Source organism: Methylotenera sp., assembly GCF_036401095.1.
In the GTDB taxonomy this organism is placed as follows: Bacteria; Pseudomonadota; Gammaproteobacteria; order Burkholderiales; family Methylophilaceae; genus Methylotenera.
On sequence record NZ_DASWWA010000007.1, the window covers coordinates 1 to 18053 of the forward strand.

Sequence of the window (18053 nt, forward strand, 5' to 3'; positions counted from 1 at the left end):
GCGTGTATAGATGCAAGACAAATTTGTTAAAAAGTAAATCTAATGGCAAAACGTACAGACATAAAATCAATTCTTATCATCGGTGCAGGTCCAATTGTAATTGGCCAGGCTTGTGAATTCGACTACTCAGGTGCTCAGGCATGTAAAGCGCTGCGTGAAGAGGGTTACCGCGTAATCTTGGTGAACTCTAATCCGGCAACGATCATGACCGACCCGGAAATGGCCGATGCCACTTATATTGAGCCAGTGACTTGGCAAGTGGTTGAGAAGATTATTGAAAAAGAGCGCCCAGATGCATTGCTGCCTACCATGGGCGGTCAAACTGCATTAAATTGTGCTTTAGATTTAGACAAACACGGTGTGCTTGCTAAATTTAACGTTGAGTTAATTGGCGCATCTAAAGAAGCTATTGATAAAGCGGAAGATCGTCAAAAGTTTAAAGAAGCCATGACCAAAATTGGTTTGGGTTCAGCACGTTCTGCCATTGCACACAGCATGGAAGAAGCATTGCAAGTACAAGCTAGCATTGGCTACCCAGCGATTATTCGCCCATCATTCACTATGGGTGGTAGCGGCGGTGGTATTGCTTACAACCGCGAAGAATTCATCACTATTTGCGAACGTGGTTTAGATGCTTCACCTACTAATGAATTGTTAATCGAAGAATCTCTACTCGGCTGGAAAGAGTATGAGATGGAAGTGGTGCGTGACTCTGCTGACAACTGCATCATTATCTGCTCAATTGAAAACTTAGACCCAATGGGCGTGCATACCGGTGACTCTATCACTGTGGCGCCAGCACAAACATTGACTGATAAAGAATACCAAATCATGCGTAACGCCTCATTGGCGGTGTTACGTGAAATCGGTGTGGATACTGGCGGTTCAAACGTACAGTTTGCTATTAACCCAGATGATGGCCGTATGATTGTGATTGAGATGAACCCACGTGTGTCCCGTTCATCAGCGCTTGCTTCAAAAGCGACAGGTTTCCCAATTGCTAAAGTTGCAGCTAAATTGGCGGTAGGCTTTACCTTAGATGAACTGCGTAACGAGATTACTGGCGGCGCAACACCGGCATCATTTGAGCCAAGTATTGATTACGTTGTGACCAAAATCCCTAGATTCGCCTTTGAGAAATTCCCACAGGCTGACTCTCGTTTAACTACACAGATGAAATCTGTGGGTGAGGTAATGGCGATTGGCCGTACATTCCAAGAGTCATTCCAAAAAGCATTGCGCGGCCTTGAAGTAGGCGTGGATGGTTTGGACGAAAAGACAACAGATTTAGACACCATCACCAAAGAAATTGGTGTGCCGGGTCCTGAGCGTATTTGGTACGTAGGTGATGCATTCAGAATGGGCTTGAGTGTTGATGAAGTATTCAATATTTCTAAAATTGACCCATGGTTCTTAGTGCAGTTGAAAGATATTATTGACCGCGAGCAGGCGCTAAAAGGTAAGCATATTGCTGACTTAGACAAAGCTGCCTTGCTGCAACTGAAACGTCGTGGTTTTTCTGACAGACGCCTCGCTAAATTGTTAGATACTGATCAACATGCTGTGCGTGCTTATCGTCAGGCATTAAGTGTACGCCCTGTATACAAGCGTGTAGATACTTGTGCAGCAGAGTTTTCAACCAATACCGCTTACATGTATTCAACTTATGAAGAAGAGTGTGAAGCAGCGCCAACCAATAAAAAGAAAATTATGGTATTGGGTGGCGGGCCGAATCGTATTGGTCAAGGTATCGAGTTTGATTACTGTTGTGTACACGCTGCGTTTGCAATGCGTGAAGATGGTTATGAAACCATTATGGTGAACTGTAACCCTGAGACTGTTTCTACCGATTACGATACATCTGACCGCTTGTATTTCGAGCCAGTAACGTTAGAAGATGTATTAGAAATCGTTGCACTGGAAAAACCAGTAGGTGTGATTGTGCAATACGGTGGCCAAACGCCATTGAAATTAGCGCGTGATTTAGAAAAAGCTGGTGTGCCAATTATCGGTACAACACCAGACGCAATTGATAAAGCAGAAGACCGCGAACGCTTCCAAAAAATGTTGCAAGAGTTGGGGTTGAAGCAACCGCCAAACCGTACGGCAAGAACGCCGGAAGAGGCAATTCGCTTGGCAATGGAGATTGGTTACCCATTAGTAGTACGCCCTAGTTATGTACTAGGCGGCCGCGCGATGGAAATCGTACAAGAGCAGAGCCAGCTTGAGCGCTATATGCGCGAAGCTGTTAAAGTTTCTAACGAGTCACCAGTATTGTTGGACCGTTTCTTGAACGATGCGCTGGAAGTTGACGTAGATGCCTTGTCTGATGGCGAAGAGGTCATCATTGGCGGCATCATGGAACACGTAGAACAAGCCGGTGTACACTCAGGTGACTCAGCATGCTCATTGCCACCATATAGCTTATCTGCTGCGCTACAAGATGAGTTACGTGTACAAACCAAACAAATGGCAAAAGCCTTGGGTGTGGTTGGCTTAATGAATGTGCAGTTTGCGATTCAGGGCGAAACAGTTTATGTGCTGGAGGTAAACCCGCGCGCATCACGTACTGTGCCTTTCGTATCTAAAGCTTGTGGCTTGCAGTTAGCTAAAGTTGCAGCACGTTGTATGGCGGGCCAAACGCTTGCATCACAAAATGTGACGCGTGAAATCATTCCACCATTCTTCTCAGTAAAAGAAGCGGTATTCCCGTTTATCAAGTTCCCAGGCGTAGATACGATTCTTGGGCCTGAGATGAAGTCAACTGGTGAGGTGATGGGCGTAGGTAGTACTTTTGCTGAAGCGTTCCTAAAATCACAACTAGGTGCTTCTACCAAACTGCCAGCAGGTGGCCGTGCTTTTATTAGTGTACGTAAAGAAGACTATTTGAAAGTAGTGGAAATCGGCCAACAATTGCATCAACTAGGGTTTGAGTTGGTAGCTACCAAAGGCACTGCAGCAGCGTTAACTGAGCATGGCTTAAAAGTACAGGCTGTGAATAAAGTTGCTGAAGGCCGTCCACACATCGTTGATATGATTAAGAACGATGATATTAGCTTTATTGTGAATGTGACTGAAGATAAGCGTGCGGTTGCTGACTCTTATGAGATCCGCCGCTCAGCATTGCAAAATAAAGTGACTTACTACACAACAATTGCAGGTGCTAAAGCTGCATGTATTGGTATGGCACATATGCAAGAGATACAAGTAGAGTCACTACAGAACTTGCATAAACAATTAAGCTAAAATAAACTAAAGCTAGTTTACTAATATAATTTTACTTCTGGAACCACGCTCATGTGAGTGTGGTTTCTTTTTTATTTGAGGGTGTAGTATGGCATTGAGTCAATTTCCAGTAACTGTTCGTGGTGCAGAATTGTTAAAAGAGGAATTACAACGTTTGCGCGGTGTTGATCGTCCTAATATTATTCAGGCAATTGCTGAGGCGCGTGCGCAAGGTGATTTGTCTGAAAATGCAGAGTACGAATCAGCAAAAGAGCGTCAAAGTTTTATTGAGGGCCGCATTGCCGAGCTAGAGGCAAAGTTATCTAACTTGCAAATTATTGACCCGCAAACACTAAATGCAGAAGGTCGCGTGGTATTTGGTGCAACTGTGAACATTGAAGATTTGGATTCTGGTGACAATAAAACCTATCAAATCGTAGGTGAAGATGAAGCCGATATTAAAAATGGTAAGATTTCTGTGAGTTCACCAATTGCGCGTGGCTTGATTGGCAAGTCTGCTGGTGACATTGCTGAAGTATCTGCACCAGGTGGCGTTAAAGAGTATGAAGTGCTTGATGTACTGTATATCTAAATAATAAGGTGATGACCATGGCTTCCCGACTATCTTTGATTCTGATTGCCTTGTGGGCTGGTGCATTATGGAGCACTGGAATCAGTGCATATGTGCTGTTTGATGCGCTGCAAGATAAGCAGTTGGCGGGTAGTCTGGCTGGTAAGCTATTTAACGTAGTGACTTACATTGGTTTTGCAAGTGCATTTTACCTGTTGATTCATCGCTTAGCACAGTTTGGTACAGCGGCCTTGAAGCAAGGATTCTTTTGGGCGGTGTTTGTGATGCTGCTGTTGGTGCTGGCTGGGCATTTTGGTATACAGCCAATTTTAGAGGGCTTGAAGTCGCAAGCTTTCCCTGCGGATGTGATGCAAAGTGTATTTGCGGATAGATTCAGAAACTGGCATGGTGTTGCCAGTTTAGCTTATGTGTTCGAGTGCGTACTTGCTATAGTGATGGTGCTGAAAGCGCGTTAGTTGATAACAAGACTTTAAACGCTATTAGCAAGTTAAGCATTCGGCCTGGTGATAAAACGCAGGCCGAATGTTTTTTAAAGTTTAGGAATGATTACCTTGGCACTTTCTTTTACGGTGCTGCTTGCTCTGTAAAACACCAATTGTTTTCCAATGTGATGTACAGCAACAGCATTAGTAAGTTTGCAGATTTCATCAAACATGGCTTTGCGTGCCACGCGGTCATCACCTGCTACCTGTACTTTAATGAGTTCATGGACGTTTAAGTTAAGCTCGATTTCTTTAACTACATTTTCCGTTAAACCATTGTTGCCTATCATGACAACTGGGTTTAAGCTATGAGCAAGGCCTCGTAGGTGCGCGATTTGTTTAGTACTTAGTTTCATATTTTTTAACAGAATTAATTAGTTAACTATTTTAACACGAAGCAATGTTTATTTGATGGCAAAGTATCAACGATGAAACCTACACGTACCAGTAAAGCTTGGATGCAAGAGCATTTAAACGACCCATATGTAAAACTCGCACAAAAAGATGGCTATCGTGCGCGAGCAGCCTACAAGTTAATGGAAATTGACGATAAAGATAAGTTAATCAAGCCAGGCATGACGATTGTGGACTTGGGCTCGGCGCCTGGCAGCTGGTCGCAGGTGGCGGTGCAACGTTTGAAAGGCCAAGGTAAAGTGATTGCGCTGGATATTTTGGAGATGAGCCCTATTGGCGGTGTTACTTTTTTACAAGGTGATTTTCGTGAAGATTCAGTACTTAAATTATTGGAACAAACATTAAATAATGTGCAAGTGGACCTTGTAATTGCGGATATGGCCCCCAATATCAGTGGAGTGAAAGATGTTGACCAAGCCGGCGCTGCTTATTTAACAGAGCTGGCACTGGATTTTAGTAAAGAATGGTTGAAACCAAGTGGAAACTTTCTGGTCAAGGTATTTATCGGTGCTGGCTTCGAAGAGATCTTGCAAAATATGCGTCAGATGTTTGATAAAGTAGTGACGCGTAAGCCTAAGGCGTCACGCGATAGAAGCAGTGAAGTTTATTTGCTAGGAATAGGTCGTAAACCTTAAAAAATTGGGTTAAACTGCTTTTGTAAGATCGAAAATGCTTAAGAAATTTTAAGCGTGATTGTTGTTGATAAAGGAAAAGATTTTGAACAACGTGTTTAAGAATGTCGCTATTTGGATAGCAATCGGCATGATACTTGTGGCGGTATTTAACTTGTCCGGTGTTAAGGGTGGCGCGGACAACCAAATCGTATATTCGCAATTTATTCAAGATGTTAAAGGTGGGCGTGTTGCCAAGGTGCAGATTGATGGGCGAGTTCTGCACGGTACAACGCAAGATGGTAAGAAATTCAATACCTATGCACCTTCTGACCCATGGTTAGTATCTGACTTACTTAAATATAATGTTGCTGTAGAGTCAAAACCAGAAGAAGAGCAATCATTGCTCATGAGTATCTTTGTGTCATGGTTCCCGATGATTTTATTGATCGGCGTGTGGATTTTCTTTATGCGCCAAATGCAAGGCGGCGGCAAAGGCGGTGGTCCATTCTCATTTGGTAAGAGCAAAGCGCGTCAGCTAGATGAAGGTAACAACCATACTACCTTTGCTGATGTAGCTGGCTGCGATGAAGCTAAAGAAGAAGTATCTGAATTAGTAGAGTTTTTACGTGACCCATCTAAGTTCCAGAAACTAGGTGGCCGTATTCCACGTGGTGTATTAATGGTGGGTCCTCCAGGTACAGGTAAAACCTTGCTGGCACGTGCGATTGCAGGTGAGGCTAAGGTTCCATTCTTCACAATTTCAGGCTCTGACTTTGTAGAGATGTTTGTGGGTGTCGGTGCTTCACGTGTGCGTGATATGTTTGAAAATGCTAAAAAGAATGCACCTTGCATTATTTTTATCGATGAGATTGACGCGGTAGGCCGTAGTCGTGGTGCCGGTACTGGTGGCGGTAACGATGAGCGTGAGCAAACACTTAACCAAATGTTGGTGGAAATGGATGGCTTTGAGGCTAATTCAGGTGTGATTGTGATTGCAGCTACTAACCGTGCTGATGTGTTGGATAAAGCGTTGCTGCGTCCAGGCCGTTTTGACCGTCAAGTGATGGTAGGCTTGCCTGATATTAAAGGTCGCGAGCAGATTCTATTAGTTCATATGCGTAAAGTGCCGATTGATCCAGATGTGAAAGCGGATATCTTGGCACGTGGTACACCTGGTTTCAGCGGTGCGGATTTGGCAAATCTGGTGAATGAGTCTGCCTTGTTTGCAGCACGCCGTAACAAGCGTACTGTAGATATGCAGGATTTTGAAGATGCTAAAGATAAGATTTTCATGGGTCCTGAGCGTAAATCTATGGTGATGCGTGAAGATGAACGTCGCAATACCGCTTACCATGAATCTGGTCACGCAGTGGTTGCTAAGTTGCTACCTAAAGCTGACCCTGTGCATAAAGTAACGATTATGCCGCGTGGTTGGGCATTAGGTTTAACCTGGCAGTTGCCTGAGTTTGATCGCATCAGCAACTATAAAGACAAAATGTTGGAAGAGATTTCTATTTTGTTTGGTGGCCGTATCGCTGAAGAAATCTTTATGCATCAAATGTCGACTGGCGCATCAAACGACTTCGAGCGTGCGACAAAACTGGCACGTGACATGGTGACTCGTTATGGTATGAGCGATGCGATGGGTACGATGGTGTATACCGGTAACGAGCAGGATTCATTTTTTGGCAGCATGAGTTCTAAAACTGTTTCGGAAGCAACGCAGCAAAAAGTAGATGCTGAGATTCGTCGGATTTTAGATGAGCAATATGCAATCGCTCGCCATTTATTGGAAGATAACCGTGACAAAGTTGAGGCAATGACAGCAGCTTTGCTTGAGTATGAAACCATTGATGCTGATCAGATTAATGACATCATGGCTGGCAAGCCTGTGCGCGAGCCTAAGCCTAGACAGGCGCAGGTGCCACCAGCCTCTGGTTCATCAAACTCAGGTTCAAGTCCAGCAGCTACGGGCGAACCGCAGCACTCTGCCAATACTTAAATTGATTAGGTAGTTTTATTCTAAAAAGGCTAGCGCAAACTAGCCTTTTTTATTGCCAAAAAAATGCATGATTACTGCTATCTCGATGTGTGTACATACAAATGTCCTAAGATAGAGCTTTACTTCCTAACGACTTTAAGTCGGATTTAGTATAATTAACATATGCAGACTCAATATCAATTTAATTGCGGTAAATACCAGCTTTACCTAAACCGCCCACATGTAATGGGTATCGTTAACGTGACGCCTGATTCATTTTCAGATGGCGGCAAATATACCAGTATCGATTTAGCAGTGGCGCATGGCTTAGAGCTGATTGCAGAAGGTGCTGATATTTTGGATATCGGCGGCGAATCTACAAGGCCCGGTGCTGCACCTGTGAGCCTAGATGAAGAGTTGCGTCGCGTGATTCCTGTGATTGAGGCCTTGAGCGCAGTTTCTACTGTGCCGCTATCTATCGATACGTATAAACCAGAAGTGATGCGTCAATCAATTGCGGCGGGTATTGATATCGTGAATGATGTGCGAGCGCTACAAGAAGAGCACGCCGTTGAAATTGTTGCGAACAGCAATGTAGGCGTGTGCTTGATGCATATGCAAGGCATGCCGCAGACTATGCAGCTTGCGCCTAGTTATCAAGATGTAGTCGCCGAAGTGAAGCAGTTCTTACTCGAGCGGATGCAGGTAGTGATGTCGGCTGGCATCGCACAAGAGCGTATCGTGTTAGACCCAGGTTTTGGTTTTGGTAAAACGACAGAACATAATATTGCGTTGATACAGCATTTGGGTGAGATTGGCGAACTAGGTCCTTTGTTGGTTGGTTTATCTCGCAAGTCAGTATTGGGAAAAATTGCAGGCGGTGATGAGCTGCAGCGCTTGCACGCAGGGTTGGCTGCGTCCGTTATATCAGCCATGAAGGGTGCAAAAATTCTGCGTGTGCATGACGTTAAGGCCACGGTAGACGCGCTAAAGGTTGTGACAGCTGTACTGCCTGCTTAGCTTGCCTATGGGTAAGCTGCTAACGAACCTATAATTGTAATTAAACGCTTGAAAGAAACATGAATGAGTAAAAAATACTTTGGTACAGATGGAATTCGTGGTCGCGTAGGGGATGCACCGATTACGCCAGAATTTGTGATGCGTTTAGGTTATGCGGCAGGGCGAGTGCTGACCAGTATTGATAGCAACTTGGCGAAAGGCGCACACCCTGCGGTGTTAATTGGTAAAGATACGCGTATTTCTGGCTATATGCTGGAAGCTGCGTTAGAAGCCGGTTTGTCAGCGGCTGGTGTAGATGTTTTGCTCACGGGCCCTATGCCAACACCAGCAGTGGCGTATTTAACGCGAGCATTGCGTGCGCAGGCTGGCATTGTGATTTCTGCATCGCATAACCCTTATTATGATAACGGTATTAAGTTCTTCTCGAGCCTAGGTACCAAGTTACCAGATGACGTTGAGCATGCGATTGAAGCGGCATTAGATGAGCCTATGCAGGTGATGGAGTCTGCAAAATTAGGTAAGGCGCGTCGTATTGATGATGCAGCAGGACGTTATGTTGAGTTCTGTAAAAGCACCTTCCCTAACCATTTAGATTTACGTGGTTTGAAAATTGTGTTGGATTGCGCACATGGCGCTACTTACCATGTGGCACCACCAGTGTTTCATGAGTTAGGGGCGGAGATTGTCGTCATTGGTAACCACCCTGATGGTTTGAATATCAATGAACAAGTTGGCTCTACCCATCCGCAAGCATTACAGAAGGCGGTAGTCGAGCATCAGGCAGATTTAGGTATCGCTTTTGATGGCGATGGCGATCGCGTGATGATGGTGGATCATACTGGCCGCTTGTTAGATGGCGACCAACTGCTGTACATCATTGCCGCTGCGCGTCAGCAGGCTGGTTTGTTACAGGGCGGTGTAGCCGGGACGCTGATGACCAACTTAGCGTTGGAGCATAAATTGGCATCGATGAGTATTCCTTTTGCCCGTGCTAAGGTTGGGGATCGTTACGTGCTTGAATTATTGAATCAAAATAATTGGCAACTGGGCGGCGAAAACTCAGGCCATATTTTAACGCTGGACAAGCACAGCAGCGGTGATGGCATTATTGCGGCGTTGCAAGTGCTGCATGCAGTGATTCAGACTGGCAAAACTTTAAGTGAGTTAGGTGCGGACTTAACACTTTATCCGCAGGTGTTAATTAATGTCACTACCAAGCATAAGATTGATTTGAGCAACACCTTGATTCAAGCTGCGGTTAAACAGGCTGAAGCTGAGCTCAAAGACTCAGGGCGCGTGCTCTTGAGAGCCTCTGGCACTGAGCCAAAAATTCGCGTGATGGTGGAGGGTGAAAATCAATCACAAGTCACCACGTTGGCGCAAAGCATTGCGGATGTAGTCAAACAGGTTGCGTCTTAAGCACTTACGTATCAGGGTGATGTAGCTCACCAGATCACCTTACAGTCATTTGTAGGCGGCTCATAGTAATCCTGTGGCTGCCTATCTCAATAGCTTTAGTTGGATGAACATTTAGTTGCTTAAGTGTCTTCGATTCAACAAAGCTTCATCTCTGTTTCATCAATTGTTCACATTACGGTGACAAGCTAGCCTCACTTTAGCTAAGTTTTGGAACTAAACATTGGAGGTGAATGATGACATCTAGAACACGTTTATATCTGCACCGCATGCATCAGTTTGATAGCAATGTTTGCGTAGCAGTTAACCATACCAGCCGCTATCGCTTGGTTCGCGATAGCTTTAGATTAGCGAGCCGGCTGGGTGATGGCGTATTTTGGTATGTGTTAATGGCAACCGTATTACTGGTGTATGGCAGCGATGGCATGGTGCCGGTATTACACATGGGGTTGGCCGGGCTATCTGGTACTTTGTTTTATAAATGGTTGAAAGGAAAAACCCTGCGCCCACGCCCATACGAGGTGAGGCAAGATATATGGTTAACTGGTAAACCGCTTGATAAATTCAGCTTTCCATCTGGCCATACCTTGCATGCAGTGGTATTTAGCATGGTGGCTTTAAGCTATTATCCACAGCTAGCTTTTATACTGGTGCCGTTTACAGTGATGGTAGCGCTGTCACGTGTGGTGCTGGGTTTGCATTACCCAAGTGATGTGTTGGCTGGTGCGGCAATTGGTGCATCAATCGCAGGCTTGTCTTTCTTGATTGTATAAGGCTTTAATGGCTGTGTAGTGTTAAGCATGTGATGTAGCAATATGCTTACACTTAACTTAGTGTGCAATTGCTAGTTGTTAGTGTTTTTGGTGTGTGAAATATTGCACCGGCTGTGGGTGCATATGCTGTAAATGATTCAAGCACTGTTCACGCCAGCATTCTAATTGTTCTATGCTGATATTCTTTAATTCAGCGTCAAATTCTGGTTGATTCCCGTCCAATACCTTACCTATGTCCTCTAACGCAATTTGCGTTTTTGAGATGTAATACACAAAATTTTGGCTAAGGCTGCGATCAAACAAACGTGCAAAGCCATGAATAAACTGCGGTAGCTTCACCAGCCTTAATAATGCATCCCCTAATGCTAGGCGTTTAATCGCAGCACTGGTCATGTCTTCAGCACAATTAAAGTGGGTGCTGATGAAGCTGGTAATGATAATGTGGTGTTTGCTCAACAACCGATGCGGTGAGGTTTTGATGAGCGGCATTAAATACGCATCCATGGCCCACTCTGAGGTGATATGGGTGAACATCGTGCTTTTAAACCACATAGCTTCATGGGCGGGCACGAAGTGATGATGCGCAATGACATCAATATATAAATGACTGGCGTAACCAATTGCAATCGCTATTTCTTCATCAGTTTCTGCTGCATCAAGTAGCTGATGCGCACTTTTCCATGCGTGGGTATTGTTAAATGGTTGACTCACTATCGCTAGGTCAGGAATACATGCGCCGGCCATGACTAAGTCTGGAAACTTCTTGATGGCAGCTTGCAGCTTAGGGTCTAGCAGCGGCATGGCCCATAACAGTGATTGTGCAAAGTAGAGGTGGGTCATCAGCCCCCAGGCATTGGCATCCGCCGAGTATATGCAGCATGGCAGCCACCAGTAATATTGTTTGATTATTTTAGGTACTTGCATGCTAGCCACTGTGCTCGTGCCATATTAAATAAAAATGACAATATGATGATGTTTTATGGAAAACGCATCACACATTACCTGCATGTTAGTTAGTTGTTTTGGAGGTGTTGGCCGATTTTTTCTTTCATTAAAATGTCATAAAGCATGTTTATATTGTTAATAACGGATTGAATTTATTAACAGATGGGTGAACAGCACGCATGAAAATACTATTTATATCTGATGTATATTTCCCACGTATTAATGGCGTTTCAACCTCGATTAGAACTTTTGTCGAGCAGATGCAGGGCTTGGGGCATGAGGTGCACTTGATTGCGCCAGATTACGGTATTGCTACCGAAGATGAATCATGGATTAAGCGCATCCCGGCACGCAGTATTTATTTTGACCCAGAAGACAAGCTCATGAAGTATGGCGAAGTGCTGCAGCGTTTGCCAGGGCTACGCCGCGAAAGGTATGACCTTGTGCATATACATACCCCGTTTGTTGCGCATTATGTAGGCTTAAAGCTGGCGCGTGAGTTAAATGTGCCGTGTGTAGAAACCTACCATACGTTTTTTGAAGATTACTTACACCATTATTTACCGTGGATTCCTAAGACCATGGCACGAGGTGTTGCCAGAATGATCTCTAAGCGCCAATGTAATGCGGTTGATGCGATAGTGGCACCGTCGCAGCCTATGCTGGATGTTTTGCGTGGCTACGGCGTTAAGGTGAATGCAGAAGTTGTACCCACAGGCCTGCAAATGCACAGCTTTAAAAGTGCGGATGGTAAAGCGTTTAGGCAAAAGTACGAGATACCTTTAGAGCGACCTATGCTGTTGTATGTAGGCCGCGTTGCATTTGAAAAGAATATTGCTTTCTTGTTGGAAATGCTGAAAGTATTAGTGCAAGACGTGCCAGATGTACTACTGGTTATTACTGGTGAGGGCCCTGCTGAAGCAAGCTTGCATCGTTTAACTCATGAACTGGGGCTTAAACATAACGTGCAGTTTATTGGCTACCTAAATCGTGAGTTAGAACTTAATGCCTGCTATCAGGCGGCTGATGTATTTGTGTTCGCCTCAAAAAGTGAAACACAGGGCTTGGTGTTGCTCGAGGCTATGGCACAAGGCACACCGGTGGTTGCGATTGCCGAGCTTGGCACCGCCTCAATATTGGTAGATGGGCAAGGGGCTTTGATCGCACCAGATGATGTGGCGGGCTTCTCCGACAAAGTGAAACATTTGTTAATGTACCCAGAAGAGCGCTTTGATCTGGGGGTACAGGCTAGGTCTTATGTGCTTGCCAAGTGGACGGCCTCTATACAGGCCGAGCGTATGGTGCAGTTTTATGGGGCGCTAATTAATGCACGGCCTGCTGTCGATGGCGCGTATGTGTCAATCGCCTAACTGCTGCGGTACCAACTGTGAGTGAAGCGGCTACAGTTTCGTGTGGGAATCTGCGTTATTTTCTATCAAGAGTTGATGAAAGCAGATGATACGAACGCAATCTCTTTTATACTGTTAAGCAATACAACAAATCAAGTTATTGCTTAAATTATGGAAATAGAATCTAGCGCTACCCCAAAAACTATTTATCTAAGAGACTATACGGCTGCACCGTATCGGGTGGGGCATGTAAACCTCTCATTTACGTTGTTTGAAGACAAAACAATTGTGAGGTCTGAGGTGCAATATATTAAAAAGCCAGACGTTTTATCTGGCGACTTGGTTTTAAATGGGCAAGACCAAGTGATCACTGCTGTAGAGATGGATGGCGTTAGTTTTGATGCGTATACCATTAATCAACAGGAAATGACTATCAAAGATGCCGGTGAAAAATTCACCCTGACCATTATCTCCGAGATTGATCCTGCATCTAACACTGCGCTTGAGGGTTTATATAAGTCCCAAGGCAGCTATTGCACACAATGTGAGGCCGAAGGTTTCCGTCGCATTACTTACTTTCAAGATCGCCCAGATGTATTGAGCACGTTTTCAGTACGTATCGAGGCAGATAAAAACAAGTATCCTGTGTTGCTATCTAACGGCAATCTGGTCGATGCAGGTGAGCTTGCTAATGGGCGCCACTTTACTGCATGGAATGACCCATTTCCTAAGCCTTGTTACTTGTTTGCGCTGGTCGCTGGCAATTTAGTGCGAATTGAAGACTCGTTCCAAACCATGTCTGGACGCAAGGTGGCTTTGCATATTTATGTGCGCGCTGGTGATGAGCACCAGTGCGATCATGCCATGCAGTCGCTTAAAAAAGCGATGCAGTGGGATGAAGAAAAGTACGGCCGTGAATATCAGCTGGATTTGTTTAATATTGTCGCGGTGAGTGATTTTAATATGGGAGCGATGGAGAACACGTCACTCAATATTTTCAACACGAAGTTAGTACTAGCTCACCAGGAGACTGCGACTGATACAGACTTTGACAGTGTGGAAGCCGTAATCGGCCATGAGTACTTCCATAACTGGACCGGTAACCGTGTTACCTGTCGTGACTGGTTTCAACTATCGCTTAAAGAAGGCTTAACCGTATTCAGGGATCAAGAGTTTAGTGCTGATATGAGTTCGCGTGCGGTGAAGCGTATTGATGATGTGGATCAATTGCGCCGTCTACAATTCTCAGAAGATGCTAGTCCTTTGGCACATGCCGTGCAGCCTGATAACTTTATCGAGATCAGCAACTTCTACACGACGACCGTGTATGAAAAAGGCGCCGAGCTTATCCGCATGCAGCATACTTTGCTGGGCCCAGACACTTACCGTAAAGCGACTGACCTATATTTTGAGCGTTATGACGGGCATGCCGTTACTTGTAATGATTTTGTGCAGTGTATGGCAGATGCCTCCGGGCGCGATCTGTCACAGTTCTTCTTGTGGTACAAGCAAGCCGGTACTCCTACATTAAAGGCCTCTGGTCAATATAATGCAGCGCAGCAGCAATACACTTTAAGCTTAACGCAATCGCAACCTGATACCGCTGGACAAATCAATAAAAAACCATTGCATATACCTGTTGCGGTAGGGCTGCTAGATGCGCTGGGTAATGAAACACATGCAACACAGGTCCTTGAAATGACCGAGCGTGAACAAAGCTTCACTTTTGATCATGTGTCGTCACGTCCAGTGCCATCTATCTTGCGTGGCTTTTCTGCACCAGTAAAACTCACAACTGATTTAAGTGATGACGACCTACGTCTGCTACAGTTGAAAGATACGGATGGCTTCAATAAATGGGAGTCTGGCCAAACCCTTGCACTGCGCAATATTGAGCGTGTGATGGCTGACGCCACGGCTGATATCTCACAGTTTGTGAATGATTTTGGCATCATCATTGAGCAAGCGATCGCGGGTGCAGGTGATAAAGCGTTACTAGCCAGAGCACTCACTTTGCCTACAATCGCCGTGATTGCACAAACTCAAACCGTGATTGACCCTGCAGCGATTGATCAAGCGCGCACCCATATCCTTAAAAGCATTAAACGTGCACACAAAGATGCCTTAGCACGTTTATATGATGATAACGCTAACATGGGCGCTTTCTCAGTGACACCAGCGGCCATGGGACGTAGGGCATTGCAGAATGTTGCACTTGAGTTACTCACAGTGACTAATGGCACCGGATGCGCTGCTAGAGCCAAAGCGCACTATGATGGCGCTAATAATATGACCGACCGTGTTGCGGCACTGGCTTGCTTATCAGACAGCACGCAGCCTGAGCGTGAGTTAGTGTTTGCTGACTTTTACGAACGCTTTAAAGATTACCAACTGGTGGTTGATAAATGGTTTACGCTGCAAGCGATGGCGAATAGATCAGCCATTTTTGATGACTTTGCAAAACTGCGTCAGCACCATGAGTTTAATATTAAAAACCCAAATCGCGTGCGTTCACTGTACTCTGCCTTTGCGCTTAATAACCCTGTGCAATTCCACCATCCTAGTGGGCAGGGCTATGCCATCTTAAGGGATGCCATTATTGAGTTAAATGCGATTAACCCGCAAATTGCGTCACGCTTGGTAACACCTTTGCGTGAATGGAAGCGCTACACACCAGTGCTGCAAACGCAGATGCAAGAAGCCTTGCAAGCGATTATGAATACACCGAACCTATCGAATGATGTGTTCGAGTTAGTGAGTAAAAGTTTAAAAGGCTAGGGTGATTTGCTATGTTGGTTGTCGTCTAGTGTTCTGAACATCACTAGTGCATCAACATAGCCTTGTGATGGGTGCTTGAACGCTTGGGGCAGTTTGCCTACCACTTCAAAACCTTGAGATTGCCACAACAGCACTGCGCGGTGGTTAGTGCTGACCACAAAGTTGAATTGCATGGCAAGATAACCTGCTGACTTTGCATAATCAATCGAGTGCTGGCACATGGTACGCGCTACTCCTTTGCCAGTCGCGTGCGCTGAGGTCATGTAGCCGCAATTACAAACGTGGCTACCTCCCCCTGTTTGATTGGTGCGTATGTAATAGGTGCCCAGAATCTCTCCGTCGTTTTCTGCAACGAAGGTGGTTTTGTCTGCACCTAGCCAATAGTTAAGGGCGTCAGCACTGCCCATTTTTGAATCTAAGGCATAGGTTTCGCCCGCGCTGATAATGGGTTCAATAATGGCTAAAATGGAGGCGCGATCTTCATTGGTCGCTAGACGAATTTTCATACACTACCTGCTGATACTCTAAGTTATAAAACGGTGAAATGGGCTATCGCCTTATTATAGGTAATATTTCAGCACTGCACCTACGATTGTAGTGTTAGCTGGATTTTCGTATTCGCGCCACCCAAACAATAAAAGCCAACATTGTTGGCTTTTATTGTTTGGGTCTAGCAACTAAGGTTAAGCGTTAGCCGAACTTGCCCGTAATGTAGTCTTCAGTTTCTTTACGTGAAGGGCGGGTGAAAATGCGATCAGTCTCGCCATGCTCAATCAACTCACCTAAGTACATATACGCTGTGTAGTCAGAAACACGCGCAGCTTGTTGCATGTTGTGCGTCACCACCAGAATCGTAAGTTTATTGCGTAACTCACTCATCAGCTCTTCAATATTTGCGGTGGCGATTGGGTCCAGCGCTGATGTAGGTTCGTCAAACAACATGATTTCAGGGTCGGTTGCCAAGGCGCGTGCAATACATAAGCGTTGTTGCTGACCACCAGATAAATTAAAAGCTAGGTCTTGCAGGCGGTCTTTTACCTCATTCCAAAGTGCAGCACCTTTTAATGCTTCTTCTACCTTGTCATCCACAACGCGACGGTTTTTTTCACCACGTACGCGTAAGCCGTAAGCTACGTTTTCGTAAATAGATTTTGGAAATGGGTTCGGCTTCTGAAACACCATGCTAATACGCATGCGCACTTCAATCGGGTCTACATTTTTTTCTAAAATGTTTGTGTCATCCGGATGCATGATAATTTGACCGTCGTATTTATTACCAGGGTACAAGTCGTGCATACGATTAAAGCAGCGTAAAAATGTAGATTTACCGCAACCAGAAGGTCCAATCAATGCCGTGATTTTATTTTCATACAAAGGCATTGAAACATTTTTAACTGCGTTGTGGCCACCGTTATAAAAAAAACTGAGGTTACGTGCTTCAGCTTTTACTGGTGTAGTTGTCGTCATCATGAGAATTTAGATTCCTGTTGATAGATATATAGAGATAAGCCGTGAATTACCACTTGATGTTCTTACGCATTTTGTAACGCATTCTGATGGCAAAGCCGTTCATAATCAGGGTTACTAAAATGATGATCACACCTGCCGCCGCGGCGTTTACATGGAACGCTTCGCTTGGGCGAGATAGCCAGCTAAACATTTGAATCGGCAATACAGTAAAGCCAGATGATAGCCATTCAAAGTTAAGGAACGGTGCTGATGTAGTCACTGGCGATGGTGGTAAGAATGCAATGAACGTTAGCGCGCCAATCGTAATGATCGGTGCAGTTTCACCAATCGCACGTGCCATGCCGATAATCACGCCGGTTAGAATGCCACCAAAAGAGTATTTAATCACATGGTCGTACACAACTTGCCATTTGGTTGCGCCAACAGCGTAAGCTGCCTCGCGAATCGCAATTGGAATACTGCGTATTGATTCACGTGTAGCAACAATCACAACCGGCAGTATCAGTAAGCCCAGTGTCAGGCCTGCGGTAACGATACTTTGACCAAGGTCTAATATATAAACAAATAAGCCCAGTGCTAGCAAACCGTAAATAATTGAAGGCACAGCAGCTAAGTTAGAAACGTTAATCTCGATAAGATCCGAAAACCAGTTTTTAGGAGCGTACTCTTCCAAGTAAATAGCAGCCATAACACCGACCGGCACTGCTGAGATGAAAGTGACCAGCATCACCAGCGATGAGCCTACTAGCGCTGATAGCAAGCCGGCACTAGCAGCGCGGCGTGATGGGAAGTCGGTATAAAAACTTGCAGATAATAACTTTGGATAACCCTGAATGATTAAGTCAATAAACAGGGTTAATAAGGTAACTAAGCCAACCATTAGGCACAGTAGGCCAATGATAGAGAATATATAGTCATTGAGTTTGTGCCGATGAATCATGGCACGTACTTCGTCTAAATTCTTGTTAATGTTATTTGTAGATGAGTTGTTCAT

The 18053-nt window shown here is 45.0% G+C and carries 15 protein-coding genes; 10 read left to right on the forward strand and 5 right to left on the reverse strand.

What is annotated here, in order from left to right; all coding sequences use genetic code 11:
* Positions 1-42: 42 nt before the first annotated feature.
* The 3 genes from carB (at position 43) to VGD82_RS05820 (ending at position 4272) form a co-directional block, all read left to right on the forward strand.
* The gene (gene carB, locus VGD82_RS05810; protein ID WP_331019503.1) at positions 43-3246 is read left to right on the forward strand and encodes a carbamoyl-phosphate synthase large subunit; all 3204 of its coding nucleotides are present in this window, start codon (positions 43-45) and stop codon (positions 3244-3246) included.
* 88 nt (positions 3247-3334) lie between these two features.
* The gene (gene greA / locus VGD82_RS05815; protein ID WP_135278396.1) at positions 3335-3817 is read left to right on the forward strand and encodes a transcription elongation factor GreA; all 483 of its coding nucleotides are present in this window, start codon (positions 3335-3337) and stop codon (positions 3815-3817) included.
* Positions 3818-3834: 17 nt separating this feature from the next.
* Complete coding sequence (locus VGD82_RS05820) at positions 3835-4272, forward strand: DUF4149 domain-containing protein (RefSeq protein ID WP_331019504.1); 438 nt, start codon at positions 3835-3837, stop codon at positions 4270-4272.
* Positions 4273-4346: 74 nt separating this feature from the next.
* Here the strand turns inward: VGD82_RS05820 and yhbY are convergent, their stop codons facing one another.
* Positions 4347-4655 carry a ribosome assembly RNA-binding protein YhbY gene (yhbY, locus tag VGD82_RS05825; protein ID WP_331019505.1) on the reverse strand — a complete coding sequence of 103 codons (309 nt, stop codon included), beginning with the start codon at positions 4653-4655 and terminating at the stop codon, positions 4347-4349.
* A gap of 72 nt (positions 4656-4727) precedes the next feature.
* Between yhbY and rlmE the strand changes: the two genes are divergently transcribed.
* The 5 genes from rlmE to VGD82_RS05850 all read left to right on the forward strand — a co-directional run bounded on the left by rlmE (position 4728) and on the right by VGD82_RS05850 (position 10517).
* Entirely contained in the window at positions 4728-5348 is a 621-nt protein-coding gene (gene rlmE, locus VGD82_RS05830) for a 23S rRNA (uridine(2552)-2'-O)-methyltransferase RlmE (RefSeq protein WP_331019506.1), read from the forward strand.
* Between the two features lie 82 nt (positions 5349-5430).
* On the forward strand, positions 5431-7329 hold the full coding sequence (ftsH, locus tag VGD82_RS05835) for an ATP-dependent zinc metalloprotease FtsH (protein WP_331019507.1): 1899 nt from the start codon (positions 5431-5433) through the stop codon (positions 7327-7329).
* A gap of 162 nt (positions 7330-7491) precedes the next feature.
* On the forward strand, positions 7492-8328 hold the full coding sequence (folP, locus tag VGD82_RS05840) for a dihydropteroate synthase (RefSeq protein ID WP_331019508.1): 837 nt from the start codon (positions 7492-7494) through the stop codon (positions 8326-8328).
* 63 nt (positions 8329-8391) lie between these two features.
* Positions 8392-9747: a phosphoglucosamine mutase gene (gene glmM / locus VGD82_RS05845; protein ID WP_331019509.1), complete on the forward strand. Its 1356-nt coding sequence runs from the start codon at positions 8392-8394 to the stop codon at positions 9745-9747.
* A 233-nt stretch (positions 9748-9980) separates the two neighbouring features.
* Positions 9981-10517 carry a phosphatase PAP2 family protein gene (locus VGD82_RS05850; RefSeq protein ID WP_331019679.1) on the forward strand — a complete coding sequence of 179 codons (537 nt, stop codon included), beginning with the start codon at positions 9981-9983 and terminating at the stop codon, positions 10515-10517.
* 78 nt (positions 10518-10595) lie between these two features.
* On the opposite strand, the gene VGD82_RS05855 is transcribed toward VGD82_RS05850, so the two are convergent.
* Positions 10596-11357, reverse strand: coding sequence for a zinc dependent phospholipase C family protein (locus tag VGD82_RS05855; RefSeq protein WP_331019510.1), 762 nt, complete (start codon positions 11355-11357; stop codon positions 10596-10598).
* Positions 11358-11641: 284 nt separating this feature from the next.
* Between VGD82_RS05855 and VGD82_RS05860 the strand changes: the two genes are divergently transcribed.
* Positions 11642-12832, forward strand: coding sequence for a glycosyltransferase (locus VGD82_RS05860; protein ID WP_331019511.1), 1191 nt, complete (start codon positions 11642-11644; stop codon positions 12830-12832).
* A gap of 150 nt (positions 12833-12982) precedes the next feature.
* Complete coding sequence (pepN, locus tag VGD82_RS05865; protein ID WP_331019512.1) at positions 12983-15589, forward strand: aminopeptidase N; 2607 nt, start codon at positions 12983-12985, stop codon at positions 15587-15589.
* Here pepN and VGD82_RS05870 read toward each other — a convergent pair.
* From VGD82_RS05870 to pstA, 3 genes are all read right to left on the reverse strand, one after another.
* Positions 15586-16095 (reverse strand): GNAT family N-acetyltransferase, encoded by a 510-nt coding sequence (locus VGD82_RS05870; protein WP_331019513.1) that lies wholly within the window; start codon positions 16093-16095, stop codon positions 15586-15588. The genes pepN and VGD82_RS05870 overlap by 4 nt on opposite strands.
* Before the next feature lie 184 nt (positions 16096-16279).
* Entirely contained in the window at positions 16280-17059 is a 780-nt protein-coding gene (pstB, locus tag VGD82_RS05875; protein ID WP_135278386.1) for a phosphate ABC transporter ATP-binding protein PstB, read from the reverse strand.
* 46 nt (positions 17060-17105) lie between these two features.
* Entirely contained in the window at positions 17106-18053 is a 948-nt protein-coding gene (gene pstA, locus VGD82_RS05880) for a phosphate ABC transporter permease PstA (RefSeq protein WP_331019514.1), read from the reverse strand.

Excerpts from the sequence above, each read along its gene's own strand:
- VGD82_RS05850 (WP_331019679.1), top strand. The coding sequence starts at position 9,981 with ATGACATCTAGAACACGTTTATATCTGCACCGCATGCATCAGTTTGAT.
- yhbY (WP_331019505.1), bottom strand. The coding sequence starts at position 4,655 with ATGAAACTAAGTACTAAACAAATCGCGCACCTACGAGGCCTTGCTCAT.
- pstB (WP_135278386.1), bottom strand. The coding sequence starts at position 17,059 with ATGATGACGACAACTACACCAGTAAAAGCTGAAGCACGTAACCTCAGT.
- VGD82_RS05820 (WP_331019504.1), top strand. The coding sequence starts at position 3,835 with ATGGCTTCCCGACTATCTTTGATTCTGATTGCCTTGTGGGCTGGTGCA.
- carB (WP_331019503.1), top strand. The coding sequence starts at position 43 with ATGGCAAAACGTACAGACATAAAATCAATTCTTATCATCGGTGCAGGT.
- greA (WP_135278396.1), top strand. The coding sequence starts at position 3,335 with ATGGCATTGAGTCAATTTCCAGTAACTGTTCGTGGTGCAGAATTGTTA.
- rlmE (WP_331019506.1), top strand. The coding sequence starts at position 4,728 with ATGAAACCTACACGTACCAGTAAAGCTTGGATGCAAGAGCATTTAAAC.
- glmM (WP_331019509.1), top strand. The coding sequence starts at position 8,392 with ATGAGTAAAAAATACTTTGGTACAGATGGAATTCGTGGTCGCGTAGGG.
- pstA (WP_331019514.1), bottom strand. The coding sequence starts at position 18,053 with ATGAACAACTCATCTACAAATAACATTAACAAGAATTTAGACGAAGTA.
- VGD82_RS05870 (WP_331019513.1), bottom strand. The coding sequence starts at position 16,095 with ATGAAAATTCGTCTAGCGACCAATGAAGATCGCGCCTCCATTTTAGCC.
- pepN (WP_331019512.1), top strand. The coding sequence starts at position 12,983 with ATGGAAATAGAATCTAGCGCTACCCCAAAAACTATTTATCTAAGAGAC.
- VGD82_RS05860 (WP_331019511.1), top strand. The coding sequence starts at position 11,642 with ATGAAAATACTATTTATATCTGATGTATATTTCCCACGTATTAATGGC.
- VGD82_RS05855 (WP_331019510.1), bottom strand. The coding sequence starts at position 11,357 with ATGACCCACCTCTACTTTGCACAATCACTGTTATGGGCCATGCCGCTG.
- folP (WP_331019508.1), top strand. The coding sequence starts at position 7,492 with ATGCAGACTCAATATCAATTTAATTGCGGTAAATACCAGCTTTACCTA.